Raw genomic sequence first — 11,305 nt, 5'->3', positions numbered from 1 at the left:
TTTGAGGTCCCGTCAGCCGCGCAAACGTAGTTGGAGGAGGTACGTCGCGGTCAGCGCGACGGCGCGGTCCGGGTCGTGCGACAGATCGGTGAGGACGGTGGAGGCCCGGGTTCCCGGGATGCCTGCCAGCGACTGGGTCAGGCGGCCGCGGGCGGGGGGAGGGGTGGTGGCGTGTGTGAGGTGGTTGAGGAGGGTGGTGGTGAGGTGATCCGCTGTGGTGGGGTCGGTGGCGAGGAGGCCCAATGCGTCGGCTGCGTCGGTGTCGTTCTTGCCGGCCACGATCATTTCGATGAGGGTGGGGATCGCGGCGGTTTCTCCGCGTGTGCCGAGGGCCAGTGCCGCATGGGCGCGGACCTCGGCGTCGGAGTGCGCGAGGGCATCTCGCAGGTGGGTGGTGGCTTCGTCGTCGGGCAGTTCGGCGAGGGACTGGATGGCGCGTTTGCGTACCGCGGCCACCGGTGAGTCGAGGCCCTTGGCCAGCAGGGGTGGCGCTTGGTCGCCCGATCGGGCCAGGGCCCAGCGGAGGGCCCCGGCGACGATCGGGTCCGTTTCGCTCAGTGCCGCCTCGGCGAGTGCCTCCACCGGGGCCGGAACCTCGTCTGCCGTGGACAGTGCCGCACGCTGGCGGGCGTCCGCGCTCTTCGACCCCAGGGCCTGGAGCAGGGCGATGCTCTGGAGGACGCCCTCCCAGCCGGTGGGTTCCGCGGCGTCGATACGGTGCAGCCGGGTGAGCAACTCGCTCTCTGCGGCGATGCGTTCACGCGTCCTGCGGATGAGGTCGTCGACGAGCGTCGAGGGCGTGAAGCCGGGATCGTCGAGGGCGCGTCCGATCTCGCGCAGCGACAGTCCCAGTGACCGCAGGCTCTCGATGTGGAAGATCCGCCGGATGTCCTGCCCGGAGTACTCCCGGTAGCCGGAGCCGGTACGGCCCGAAGGCCGCACCAGCCCGAGCGACTCGTAGTGCCGGAGCATGCGGGCACTGACCCCCGAGCGTCGTGCCACCTCACCGATCAACACGTCCTGTTCATCCCTCCTGGCCCGACCCGCCGAGTGCCACGACGCGCTTCGCCTCCTCGATCGCGAAGCCGAATCCGAGGTCCGGGTCGCGCAGCAACTGCTGAGTGGCGAGCGCATGTGCGCGTACGCCCGGGTCTTGGGCCGATGTCGCCGCACGCAGAGCAGGCACGATTATTTCGCCCAGAGCGACCAGCGCCCGGCTGAGACTCAGCTGTGTCTCGCGCTCACCGCGGCCGAACTGGGTCGCCAGGGCCACAGCCAGTTCGGACTCCTCGCCCTCGGGCACGAGGACGACCGCGGCCCGCCAGGCGCTCCGGGCCACGGAGTCGTCGGCGTCGGACAGCAGCGCCCGGGTGATCACCGGCCAGGCCTGCCGGTCCCCGATCTTGGACAGGGTGTGCAGCGCCTGGCTCCGCGCCTGTACACGGTCCGAGCGGACCTCGCGGATCAGTTCGGGGAGCGTCAGGGCCGTTGGATGCCGGGTGAGTGCCCAGGTCAGCATGTCGCGGACGAAGAACTCGGGCTCGATCGCGCTGCGCTCGATGAGCTTGCCGACGAAGCGGGGGTCGGGTGCGGTGCCGACCGCCATCGCCGCCCGCAGTCGTACGGACGAACGGTCGTCCTCCAGTGCTTGGAGCGCGCGTACCGCGTCGGTGTCCTGGTCGGTGTCCTGCTGTGTGATCGCCATGGGGATCACCTCCTCGGCAAGCAGTGAAAACCTTGTCACCGTGTCAAGGTCAAGCCGGGTTCGCAATCGAGCCTGGTTGGCTGTCGGGCCGGGTTCGCAGTCGGGCCGGGTTCGCAGTCAAGCCTGGTTGGCTGTCAGGCCGGGTTCGCCGCGAGAGCGGTGTCGGCGATCTGCCGGGCGGCCTGGGCGGGCGTGAGGTGCGTGGTGTCGATGACCTCGGCCTCGCTGTGCAGCCAGGTCCGGGACGCTTCGGCGTAAGGCTCCAGGTAGTCGAGCCGGAACTGGGAGGGGCCGAGGACGGTGTCTCCCTCGATGCGCCCGCGGAGGGTGTCCTGGTCGGCGTGAAGGACGAAGTGCCTTACGGGGATGGCGTGCTGGGCGAGACCAGCGCTGATCTCACGCCAGTACTGCTCGACCAGGACCGTCATGGGCATCACCAGGGTGCCGCCGGTGTAGTCGAGTACCCGGCGGGCGGTCTCGACGACGAGGGGGCGCCATGGCGGCCAGTGCTGGAAGTTGCCCGTCCAGGGCAGCGCAGGCTTGATGTCCATCAGCGTTTCGCCGACCTTCTCGGCGTCGAACACCCGGGAATCCGGGATCAGTTGCTGTACGAGGGCGCTGGTCGTCGTCTTGCCCGCGCCGTGGGTGCCATTGAGCCATACGATCATGGACCGACGGTACCGCTGTGTCGGCCGTGGCGAGGGGGAGTGCCCGGTCCCGGCGGGGCCGGGGGCCCGGCAGCGGCCGTTGATTGTCAGACCCGGGTGTCACACTGCGGTTATGTCACTCGCTGACCTCACCCTTGAACGGTGGCGCTCCTTCGAACTGCCTGCCGCGCGTCAACTCGCCGCCGAAGTCGCCGAGTTCGCGGGCGGCCGGGTGTCCGCCGTCGAGACCGTCGAGCATCTCGGCCTTCCGCTGCACCGGGTCCGGATCGAGCGGGAGGGACAGGAGTTCGCGCTGGTACCCGGCGGGACCGTCATGCTCGGCTTCGACCCCGACACCTGGCAACCTGCCCCCGGGCAGGCCGCCGACTACGCGGAGAGCCGGAAGGAGGGGCACGGTGCCGGGCCCGACCTGCGCACTCATCTCGCGCGGGTGCTCAGTGCGCGCCGACGCGTCACGCCGGGCGCCGTACTCATGGCGGTGGAGGGCGAGAATCTGGGCGTGGCGCCCGACGAGATACCCGCGGTCCTGGCCGTACGGGGTCTGCGGATGCCGAGCGCGGACGAGTGGGAGCACGCGTGCGGGGCCGGCGCGGACACACTCTTCCGCTGGGGGAACGAGTGCCCCCTCGACCGCATCCCGTACGAGGACGAAACCGGGCCGCACGAGGAGCTGAGCGCTCTCGGCCTGCGTATTGCCCACGACACCTACAGCGTCGAGCTGTCCAGCGACGTCACCGCGGTGCACGGCGGCGACGGCGGCGGGTCGGTGTGCGGGGGATACGGAAGCCTGCTGATGTGGCTGTCGCTCGCCACGGCCAACCGCAACCCCTCGATGGCCGAAGTCGCCTACGGGCCCGATGGTGTCTACCTCTACGACGACTTCACCACCAGGCCGGTGCTCGCGCTCTGAGAGGTCGAGGCCCCCGCGCCCGGCGCGCCATCACCCGCTCCCCGCGCCCGGCGCGCCATCGAGGGGCGGGGAGCGAGGTGCGGGGCGGGGAGGTCCTGGCTACTCGATGACCAGGTCGACCGCGATGTTGCCACGGGTGGCGTTGGAGTACGGGCAGACCTGGTGGGCGGCCTCGACCAGCTCGCGGCCGGTGGCCTCGTCGACCGTGTCCGGCAACTCGACGCGGAGCGTCACCTTCAGTCCGAAGCCCTCGCCCTCCTTGCCGATGCCGACCTCTGCGGTCACGGCGGCGTCGCTGACATCGGCGTTCGCCCGGCGCCCGACGAGGCCGAGCGCGCTGCCGAAGCAGGCGGCGTAACCGGCGGCGAAGAGCTGCTCCGGGTTGGTGCCCTGGCCGTTGCCGCCGAGCTCCACCGGAGGGGCCAGTTCGAGGTCGATCCTGCCGTCGGAGGAGACGGTGCGGCCGTCGCGGCCGTGCGTGGCGGTGGCAACGGCGGTGTAGAGCGCGTCCATGGAGATCATCCCGTTCGGGGTCGCGGAGTGAGCAGTGAACCGGCGATTCCCGCCCGTCCACCTTCGGAGTCATAATTGGAGCACACATTTAAATTGTGCACAACTCAATGTAACGCAAGAGGTACCCTGGACCCATGACCAACCCGCCGACCACCCCAGCCGCCGACCTGGAATGGCTCCGTCTGGACCGCCAGGTCTGCTTCTCCCTGGACGCGTCCACCCGCGCCGTGAAGAGCCTCTACCGCGTCGTCCTCAAGGACCTCGGGCTCACCTACCCGCAGTACCTGGTGATGCTGGTGCTGTGGGAGCGGGGGGACCAGTCGGTCAAACAGCTCGGCGAGCATCTCCGCTCGGACTCGGGCACCCTCTCCCCGCTGATCAAGCGGCTGGAAGCGGCCGGCCTGGTCCGCCGTGAGCGCAGCGCGCAGGACGAACGCTCCGTCCAGGTGCGACTGACCGAGGAGGGCGCCGGGCTGCGCGACCGCGCGCTGGACGTACCGCGCCGGTTCGCCAACGCGACAGGCTTCGAGCTTGAGGAGATCGGCGCACTGCAGGAGCGCCTCGACCGGCTCACCGCCGCGCTCGACGCGGCCGTCCAGGACGAGGGTTCATGGCGTGATTGAGGGGGCGGGGTGCCCGGGCGGGGGTTCGGCAAGGGGCGGTCGTGGTGGGACGACGTACCGGAAACGTGCTGGGACGACGTACCGGAAAAAAGATCTGGTGGGGATGTCGAGAACCCGTGATCGGCTCCGTCCTCGGGGTGAAGGCGGCCACAATGGGCCGCACCAGGACCGAGGAGAACCATCATGGCCAAGTACCTGCTGCTGAAGCACTACCGTGGCGCCCCGACCGCGGTGAACTGCGTGCCGATGGAGAAGTGGACGCCTGACGAGATCTCGGCGCATGTGCAGTACATGCAGGACTTCGCGGCGCGGCTGGAGAGGACCGGGGAGTTCGTCGACGGGCAGGCGCTCGCTCCCGAGGGGACGTTCGTCAGGTACGACGGTGAGGGCCGGCCGCCGGTCACCGATGGTCCGTTCGCCGAGACCAAGGACCTGATCGCGGGGTGGATGGTGATCGACGTCGACAGCTACGAGCGGGCCGTCGAGCTGGCCGGGGAGCTGTCGGCGGCGCCCGGCGCGGGAGGGGAGCCGATTCACGAGTGGCTGGAGCTGCGCCCGTTCCTGACCGAGCCGCCCACCATCACGGAATGAGCTGTCGGGGAGTGGCGGGAAAGGCGGTGGCTCTTCGTGGATGAGGTTCTGCTGCGGAGCCTCACGCCAGGTGTGCTGGGCATCCTCGTCCGCCGCGGAGCTGATTTCGCGGCGGCCGAGGATGCCGTGCAGGAGGCGCTGATCGAGGCGGTCCGGGTGTGGCCCGAGGATCCGCCGAGGGATGCGAAGGGCTGGCTGGTCACGGTGGCCTGGCGGCGGTTTCTCGATGCGACGCGGGCGGATGCCGCCCGGCGGCGGCGGGAGGACCTCGTCGAGGAGGAGCCGGGGCCCGGTTCCGTACCCGCCGTGGACGACACGCTCCAGCTGTACTTCCTCTGTGCGCACCCGTCGCTGACGCCCGCCTCGGCGGTCGCGCTGACCCTGCGCGCCGTCGGCGGGCTGACCACTCGACAGATCGCCGCGGCCTATCTGGTGCCGGAGGCGACCATGGCACAGCGGATCAGCCGGGCGAAGCGGACGGTCTCCGGGGTGCGGTTCGAGCGGCCCGGTGAGGTCGCCACCGTGCTGCGCGTCCTCTATCTGGTCTTCAACGAGGGGTACTCGGGTGACGTCGACCTCGCCGCCGAGGCGATCCGCCTCACCCGCCGGCTCGCGGCCGCGATCGATCACCCCGAGGTGGCGGGGCTGCTCGCGCTGATGCTGCTGCACCATGCGCGGCGCGCCGCCCGTACCGCGCCCGACGGCAGCCTGGTGCCGCTCGTCTCACAGGACCGCAAGCGGTGGGACACCGCGGTGATCGCCGAGGGGGTCGACATCCTCCAGGTGGCGCTCGCCCGCGACCGGCTGGGGGAGTTCCAGGCGCAGGCCGCCATCGCGGCGCTGCACGCGGACGCTCCCACCGCCGGGGAGACCGACTGGGTGCAGATCGTCGAGTGGTACGACGAGCTCGCCCGTCTGACCGACAGTCCGGTCGTACGGCTCAACCGCGCGGTCGCCGTCGGTGAGGCCGACGGGCCGCGCGCCGGCCTGGCGGCGCTCGCGGCACTGGACGCCGCACTGCCCCGGTACACCGCGGTGGCGGCGTACCTCCACGAGCGCGACGGTGATCTGGCGACGGCGGCCCGGCTGTATTCCGAGGCGGCCCACCAGGCGGCCAACCTCGCCGAGCGCGACCATCTGACCCGGCAGGCGGCCCGGCTCAACTCCGGGTGAGGGGAGGTGCCGGACGGCGGGTCAATGAGGTTGCAGGGTAAGGGAGTTGCTTGGGAGTTCGCGGCGCAGCTCCTCAGCCGAGGTCCTCACCATTGTTCGGCTCAGCGGCGCGCAAGCGGGCCGCCGCACGACGAGCCCTTTCAGCGTGTTGCCGCAGCTCATCCGCCTGGCCGGGCTGTTCGTGGGCAAGGCGCTCGTACTCGGCAGCCAGTTTCTCCTGGGTGGCTCTCAGCGCGGACGCTACGGGCGACAGCTGCTCCTGCAGTCGCAATACCCTGGTCTCCAGAACCTGGCGGTCCGAAGGCCCTTCGCGCTGTTGGCGCTCACTCGAACCCGATACCTCGTCATCGATGGCACGCTGTTCTCTTCCGTCGCGCGCGTCCGCGCGGTGCAGCGCCTCTTTACCGCGGTTCAGCCGAGCGTAACTACCGTGCATCAGCTGCCGGGCCCGCTCGATCGCCTGATAGGAACGCTGCCGCACTGCGGGCACGGCCTGCCCCAGCTCGCGAGCCTGCTTGTCCAGCAGCCCCTCTCGTTGGTCGGCTTGGCGTTCTCGGTCGTCGGCCGCGCCTTCTCGTTGGTCGGCTTGGCGTTCTCGGTCGTCGGCCGCACCTTCTCGGTCGTCGGCTCGGCGTTCTCGATCGTCAGCCGCGCCTTCTGCTGAAGTGCGCTCCGCATCCGAATTCGATCCGTTAATACCCACACAGGCAGTGTGCCCGAAAAGGCGGTGGGTCGTCACGGACTGCACCGCCTGCCTGTCTGAGCAATGTGGCACAGGTTCTCAGCGTGCCAGTAGCGGGAACAGGCGGGTGACCGCGGCCACGGCAGTCGCATCGGCGGGGAGCGGCGCCCCGGGGTCGGACTCGCGGTCGCGATAGGGGGCGAGCAGGGCGCGGAGGGATGTGCCGAGTTCGGCCATTTCGGCCGGGGTGAGGTGGAGTACGGCGCTGAAGGACTCGTCGCGCTGCCATGCGGCAGGGGCCCGGTCGCGGTGGGCGAGCCAGTGCCGGAAGCTCTCGTCCTCCAGGTCGTGGTGGAGGGCGGGGGAGGGGGCGTCGGCCTGTGCGGTGTTCCAGCGGAGTTGCCAGGGGCGGGCGCGCCCGTCGGTGTTGGGGGCTTCCTCGATGAGGCCGTGGCGGGCGAGCTGGCGCAGGTGGAAGGAGCAGAGGCCGGAGCTGTGGCCGAGGTGGGCGGCGGCCTGGGTGGAAGTGAGAGTGCCGGTTTCGGCCAGCAGGTCGAGGAGGGCGAGGCGCAGCGGGTGATCGGGGAGGGGCTGCGGGGCGCGGTGTTGCAACGGGCGGAAGGGGGGCGGGGGTTGGGGCAGGGGAGAAGGGGGGAGCTCTTCGTCGGTCATTTTGCAAAGGGTGCTACTTTGCAAAGTGTTCGGTCAAGCTCGCCGGTGGGGCGGTCGGGGTGGATGCCCGCGATCCCGGCCCCGTGAGGCATGTGCGGAAGGCGCTGGTATTCCATGGGAGTTGGGGCATTTCGGGCTGGGGGCGCCTCTTCGGAAGGCTCGTCGGGGGACTCTTCGGGCTCTTCCCCGGACCCCTCTCGGGACCCTTCGCGGGATCGGCGGGTGCGGGTGCTGGGGGAGCCTGTTGACTCCTTTCCGCGGCTCGCGCCCGAGGTCGAGCGGGGTGCGGTGCGCCGCATCACCGTGGTGGGGGAGGAGATCCTGCGGCGCAGGTGCCGGGAGGTCACGGAATTCGGCACCCCGGAACTGTCCACGCTGATCGATGACATGTTCACCACCAACGCGGCGGCCAACGGTGCCGGACTCGCCGCCAACCAGATCGGTGTGGACCTGCGGGTGTTCATGTGGGACATGCCGGACGACTGGGGGGTACGGCACGTGGGGCACATCATCAACCCCGTACTCGACGAAGTACCCACGGAGCAGCGGGAGTTGGTCGAGGAGTCGGAGGGGTGCCTGTCGGTGCCCGGCCCGTACCGGATGGTGTCACGGCTCGACCGTACGGTCGTACGCGGCCAAACCAAGGACGGCAACCCCCTGGTCATCGAGGGCAGGGGGTACTTCGCCCGCTGCCTCCAGCACGAGACGGACCACCTGAACGGCCACCTCTACCTGGACCGGCTCGCCCAGCGCGAACGGAAGTCCGCCCTCCGGGAGATGGAGGAGGCCAAGGAGGCGACGTTCGCCAGGCGGGCGGCTCGGGCGAAGGAGCTGGGTGTCAGTCCAGGCCCTCGATGATGCGGAAATCGCGCTCTACGCCGTCGGAGAGGACGGCCAGCGCCTCCTGGTAGGTCTCGCTCTCGTGTGCCGCGAGGGCCTGCTCGAAGCTGTCGAACTCGATCAGGACGGTGCGCTCGGCGATTCCGGCGTCGTATGCGGCGACCCGGCCGCCACGGGCGAGGACCCGCCCGCCCCTGAGCTGGACGGCCGGGCCGGCCAGCTTGCTGTAGGCGGCCAGCTTCTCCGGGTCGGAAATGGTGCGGTAGGCACTGACCCAGTAGGCCTTGGGCATGGAGCCTCCAGTGTTCGTGAGAGCACATCGGATGGTCGTGAGAGAGTAACTGGTTGGTTGCCGAGGCAATTGCTTGCCGAGGTGGACCGGATGCGGCGATCATCTGGGGCATGACCTCAGAAACGCTCGGTTCGCAAACGCTCGGTCCGGAAACGCTTCGTTCTAAAACGCTCAGTGCGGCCGTAGCGGGCACCTGGAAGCTCGGTGACCTGGAGGTCAACCGGATCGGGTTCGGCACGATGCGGTTGCCGCAGACCGGCGAAGCCCTGATCGCCGGTGCGGTTTCGGGGGACCGGGAGCAGGCGATCGGCGTGCTGCGGCGGGCGGTTGAGCTCGGTGTGAACCACCTCGACACCGCCGCCTTCTACTTCTCGCCGCTGCGTTCCGCCAACGAACTCATCAACCGGGCGCTCGGGCCCTACTCCGACGACCTGGTGATCACCACCAAGGTCGGGCCCGCCCGGGACGCCGAGGGGGAGTGGGCGGGCCATGCCCGTACCCCGCGGGCCCTGCGCGGACAGGTGGAGGAGAACCTGCGCCAGCTCGGCCGCGACCACCTCGATGTGGTCAATCTGAGGGTGGCGGGCGACGATTCGATCGCGGAGCGCTTCGGCGCACTCGCCGAACTGCGCGAGGCCGGCCTCATCCGTCACCTCGGCCTCTCCAACATCACCGTCGGACAGCTCGCGGAGGCCCAGCAGATAGCCCCCGTGGTCTGCGTACAGAACCCGTACGGCATCGGAATGCGGCCGGAGTACGAGGAGCTGGTGCGGACCTGTGGGGAGCAGGGGATCGCTTTTGTGCCGTTCTACTCGATCGCCGGCTCCGGGAGGGAGGCGGGCGCCGGGGACGGCGAGGCGGAAGAGGTGCTTGAGGTCGCGCGGGAGCAGGGCGTGAGTGCGGCGCAGCTGCGGCTGGCGTGGGCGCTGCACCAGGGGCCTCATGTGCTGGTCATTCCGGGGACGAGCAAGGTGGCGCACCTGGAGGCCAATGTGGCCGCCGGGGCGGTCCAGCTCTCCGGGGATCAGCTGGACCGCCTGAACTCCCTTCACCGACAGGGGATTTGAGGGCCGCGCCTGAGGTGAGGCTGTGTCAGTTCTTTTGTTCAGCGGCCGACGGACTTCAGTGCTGCGGCGTACTGCTCGTCGGTGACCGGCTCCAGCCAGGTGGTGCCGTCGCCGTTCTCGTCGCCGACCAGCATGGCGAGGTGGGCCATGAGCGTGGTGTCGGTGGCCCCGTGCCAGTGCTCCTCGCCGGGCGGGCACTTGACCGTCTGACCGGCGCTCGCCAGCACGACGTCGCCGTCGCGGGTGCCGACCAGGCCGATGCCGTCGGTGAGGTGGAGGGTCTGGCCCTTGGCGTGGGAGTGCCAGTTGGTACGGGCGCCGGGGGTGAAGCGGACCAGGGCGGCGACCAGGTGGGCCGGGTCGGAGGGGGCTTCGATCGGGTTGAGGTAGACGTCACCGGTGAAGCGCTCGGCGGGGGCCTTGGCGGTGGGGGTGGAGGTGATGTGTTCCATGGGTACGGGTTGCTTTCCTTGGTCTGGAGAGAGGTGTGCGGGCGCCGGCGGGGATGCCAGGGTTACGGCGTGACCAGGGCCTTCAGGGTTTCGCGGTCCGCCATGGACTGGTAGGCGGCCGGTACGCCGTCGAGGTCGGTGGTGGCGTCGAAGACGCGGCCGGGGGTGAGGGTGCCGTCGAGGATGTCGGGCATCAGCTCCTCGATGTAGGCGCGGACCGGGGCGGGGCCGCCGGCCAGGCGGATGTTGTGGCGGAAGAGGCTGCTGAAGCCGATCGGGGCTTCTTCGTACTGGGGGACGCCGACGCGGCTGATGATGCCGCCGGGGCGGGTGACGCCGATGGCCTGCTGGTAGGCGGGCATGTGGCCGACGGCTTCGAGGGTGACGTGGGTGCCGTGGCCGTTGGTGAGGGCGCGGACCGCTTCGATGCCTTCCTCGCCGCGTGTGGCGATGACGTCGGTGGCGCCGAAGGAGCGGCCGAGGTCGGTGCGGGAGGTGTGGCGGCCCATCAGGACGATCTGTTCGGCACCGAGGCGCTTGGCGGCGAGGACTGCCATCAGGCCTACCGCGCCGTCACCGATGACGGTGACGGAGGTGCGGGCGTTGACGCCGCCCATGACGGCGGCGTGGTGACCGGTGCCGAGGACGTCGGAGAGGGTGAGGAGGGAGGGGATGAGGGTGGAGTCGGGGGCGACGGGGAGTTTGACGAGGGTGCCGTCGGCGAGCGGCACACGTACCGCTTCCGCCTGACCGCCCTCCTCGGCCTCGCCGTCCCAGAAGTTGGCCTGGGGGTGGGCGCAGGAGGTGTGCAGGCCCTCGCGGCAGAAGAGACAGGTGTTGTCGGAGATGGCGAAGGGGGCGACGACCAGGTCGCCGCGCCGCAGGGTGGTGACCTCCGAGCCGGTCTCCTCGACGATGCCGATGAACTCGTGGCCCATCCGGGCCGGGCCGTCCTCCGGCTTCATGGAGCTGTACGGGTGCAGGTCGCTGCCGCAGACACAGGAGGCGGTGATCCGGACCAGTGCGTCGGTGGGGTGCTTGAGGGAGGGGTCGGGGACGTTCTCGATGCGGACGTCACCGGCGCCGTACATGAGGGTTGCGCGCATGGGAGTGCTCC

15 protein-coding genes are annotated in these 11,305 nt (G+C 70.1%); 7 read left to right on the top strand and 8 right to left on the bottom strand.

Features of this window, described 5'->3' with window-relative positions; all coding sequences use genetic code 11:
- Window positions 1-12 precede the first annotated feature (12 nt).
- From ACIA73_RS03450 to ACIA73_RS03440, 3 genes are all read right to left on the bottom strand, one after another.
- On the bottom strand, window positions 13-1,017 hold the full coding sequence (locus tag ACIA73_RS03450; protein ID WP_399436550.1) for a HEAT repeat domain-containing protein: 1,005 nt from the start codon (window positions 1,015-1,017) through the stop codon (window positions 13-15).
- A 7-nt stretch (window positions 1,018-1,024) separates the two neighbouring features.
- Window positions 1,025-1,705, bottom strand: a complete 681-nt coding sequence (locus tag ACIA73_RS03445) for a HEAT repeat domain-containing protein (RefSeq protein ID WP_399436549.1) — start codon at window positions 1,703-1,705, stop codon at window positions 1,025-1,027.
- 134 nt (window positions 1,706-1,839) lie between these two features.
- The gene (locus ACIA73_RS03440; RefSeq protein WP_399436547.1) at window positions 1,840-2,373 is read right to left on the bottom strand and encodes an ATP-binding protein; all 534 of its coding nucleotides are present in this window, start codon (window positions 2,371-2,373) and stop codon (window positions 1,840-1,842) included.
- Between the two features lie 112 nt (window positions 2,374-2,485).
- Here ACIA73_RS03440 and ACIA73_RS03435 point away from each other — a divergent pair, with 112 nt between their 5' ends.
- Window positions 2,486-3,283, top strand: a complete 798-nt coding sequence (locus ACIA73_RS03435) for a hypothetical protein (protein ID WP_399436546.1) — start codon at window positions 2,486-2,488, stop codon at window positions 3,281-3,283.
- Between the two features lie 99 nt (window positions 3,284-3,382).
- Here the strand turns inward: ACIA73_RS03435 and ACIA73_RS03430 are convergent, their stop codons facing one another.
- Window positions 3,383-3,796, bottom strand: a complete 414-nt coding sequence (locus tag ACIA73_RS03430; protein ID WP_399436765.1) for an organic hydroperoxide resistance protein — start codon at window positions 3,794-3,796, stop codon at window positions 3,383-3,385.
- A gap of 134 nt (window positions 3,797-3,930) precedes the next feature.
- Here ACIA73_RS03430 and ACIA73_RS03425 point away from each other — a divergent pair, with 134 nt between their 5' ends.
- The 4 genes from ACIA73_RS03425 to ACIA73_RS03410 all read left to right on the top strand — a co-directional run bounded on the left by ACIA73_RS03425 (window position 3,931) and on the right by ACIA73_RS03410 (window position 6,847).
- On the top strand, window positions 3,931-4,419 hold the full coding sequence (locus ACIA73_RS03425; protein WP_399436545.1) for a MarR family winged helix-turn-helix transcriptional regulator: 489 nt from the start codon (window positions 3,931-3,933) through the stop codon (window positions 4,417-4,419).
- Window positions 4,420-4,602: 183 nt separating this feature from the next.
- Window positions 4,603-5,010, top strand: coding sequence for a YciI family protein (locus tag ACIA73_RS03420; protein WP_399436544.1), 408 nt, complete (start codon window positions 4,603-4,605; stop codon window positions 5,008-5,010).
- Between the two features lie 36 nt (window positions 5,011-5,046).
- Complete coding sequence (locus ACIA73_RS03415) at window positions 5,047-6,183, top strand: RNA polymerase sigma factor (protein WP_399436542.1); 1,137 nt, start codon at window positions 5,047-5,049, stop codon at window positions 6,181-6,183.
- A gap of 145 nt (window positions 6,184-6,328) precedes the next feature.
- The gene (locus ACIA73_RS03410; protein WP_399436541.1) at window positions 6,329-6,847 is read left to right on the top strand and encodes a hypothetical protein; all 519 of its coding nucleotides are present in this window, start codon (window positions 6,329-6,331) and stop codon (window positions 6,845-6,847) included.
- Window positions 6,848-6,964: 117 nt separating this feature from the next.
- Here the strand turns inward: ACIA73_RS03410 and ACIA73_RS03405 are convergent, their stop codons facing one another.
- Window positions 6,965-7,537: a helix-turn-helix domain-containing protein gene (locus ACIA73_RS03405; RefSeq protein WP_399436540.1), complete on the bottom strand. Its 573-nt coding sequence runs from the start codon at window positions 7,535-7,537 to the stop codon at window positions 6,965-6,967.
- 228 nt (window positions 7,538-7,765) lie between these two features.
- Here ACIA73_RS03405 and def point away from each other — a divergent pair, with 228 nt between their 5' ends.
- Window positions 7,766-8,395 (top strand): peptide deformylase, encoded by a 630-nt coding sequence (gene def / locus ACIA73_RS03400; RefSeq protein WP_399436764.1) that lies wholly within the window; start codon window positions 7,766-7,768, stop codon window positions 8,393-8,395.
- Here def and ACIA73_RS03395 read toward each other — a convergent pair.
- Entirely contained in the window at window positions 8,376-8,669 is a 294-nt protein-coding gene (locus ACIA73_RS03395; RefSeq protein WP_399436539.1) for a DUF1330 domain-containing protein, read from the bottom strand. The genes def and ACIA73_RS03395 overlap by 20 nt on opposite strands.
- A 110-nt stretch (window positions 8,670-8,779) precedes the next feature.
- Between ACIA73_RS03395 and ACIA73_RS03390 the strand changes: the two genes are divergently transcribed.
- Complete coding sequence (locus tag ACIA73_RS03390; protein WP_399436538.1) at window positions 8,780-9,736, top strand: aldo/keto reductase; 957 nt, start codon at window positions 8,780-8,782, stop codon at window positions 9,734-9,736.
- 38 nt (window positions 9,737-9,774) lie between these two features.
- On the opposite strand, the gene ACIA73_RS03385 is transcribed toward ACIA73_RS03390, so the two are convergent.
- Together ACIA73_RS03385 and ACIA73_RS03380 are read right to left on the bottom strand one after the other, a co-directional pair.
- Window positions 9,775-10,188, bottom strand: coding sequence for a cupin domain-containing protein (locus tag ACIA73_RS03385; protein ID WP_399436537.1), 414 nt, complete (start codon window positions 10,186-10,188; stop codon window positions 9,775-9,777).
- Between the two features lie 62 nt (window positions 10,189-10,250).
- Window positions 10,251-11,294 (bottom strand): zinc-binding dehydrogenase, encoded by a 1,044-nt coding sequence (locus ACIA73_RS03380; protein ID WP_399436536.1) that lies wholly within the window; start codon window positions 11,292-11,294, stop codon window positions 10,251-10,253.
- Between the last annotated feature and the right edge of the window lie 11 nt (window positions 11,295-11,305).

Origin of the sequence: Streptomyces sp. NPDC051561 (genome assembly GCF_044454195.1) — a bacterium.
Lineage (GTDB): Bacteria > Actinomycetota > Actinomycetes > Streptomycetales > Streptomycetaceae > Streptomyces.
Note: the sequence above shows the minus strand (reverse complement) of the source record. Positions and strands in the feature narration are given on the sequence as shown.

What these genes read in the sequence shown, in the direction of transcription:
- ACIA73_RS03445 (WP_399436549.1), bottom strand. Translation starts at nt 1,705, where the DNA reads ATGGCGATCACACAGCAGGACACCGACCAGGACACCGACGCGGTACGC.
- ACIA73_RS03440 (WP_399436547.1), bottom strand. Translation starts at nt 2,373, where the DNA reads ATGATCGTATGGCTCAATGGCACCCACGGCGCGGGCAAGACGACGACC.
- ACIA73_RS03435 (WP_399436546.1), top strand. Translation starts at nt 2,486, where the DNA reads ATGTCACTCGCTGACCTCACCCTTGAACGGTGGCGCTCCTTCGAACTG.
- ACIA73_RS03430 (WP_399436765.1), bottom strand. Translation starts at nt 3,796, where the DNA reads ATGGACGCGCTCTACACCGCCGTTGCCACCGCCACGCACGGCCGCGAC.
- ACIA73_RS03425 (WP_399436545.1), top strand. Translation starts at nt 3,931, where the DNA reads ATGACCAACCCGCCGACCACCCCAGCCGCCGACCTGGAATGGCTCCGT.
- ACIA73_RS03420 (WP_399436544.1), top strand. Translation starts at nt 4,603, where the DNA reads ATGGCCAAGTACCTGCTGCTGAAGCACTACCGTGGCGCCCCGACCGCG.
- ACIA73_RS03405 (WP_399436540.1), bottom strand. Translation starts at nt 7,537, where the DNA reads ATGACCGACGAAGAGCTCCCCCCTTCTCCCCTGCCCCAACCCCCGCCC.
- ACIA73_RS03395 (WP_399436539.1), bottom strand. Translation starts at nt 8,669, where the DNA reads ATGCCCAAGGCCTACTGGGTCAGTGCCTACCGCACCATTTCCGACCCG.
- ACIA73_RS03390 (WP_399436538.1), top strand. Translation starts at nt 8,780, where the DNA reads ATGACCTCAGAAACGCTCGGTTCGCAAACGCTCGGTCCGGAAACGCTT.
- ACIA73_RS03385 (WP_399436537.1), bottom strand. Translation starts at nt 10,188, where the DNA reads ATGGAACACATCACCTCCACCCCCACCGCCAAGGCCCCCGCCGAGCGC.
- ACIA73_RS03380 (WP_399436536.1), bottom strand. Translation starts at nt 11,294, where the DNA reads ATGCGCGCAACCCTCATGTACGGCGCCGGTGACGTCCGCATCGAGAAC.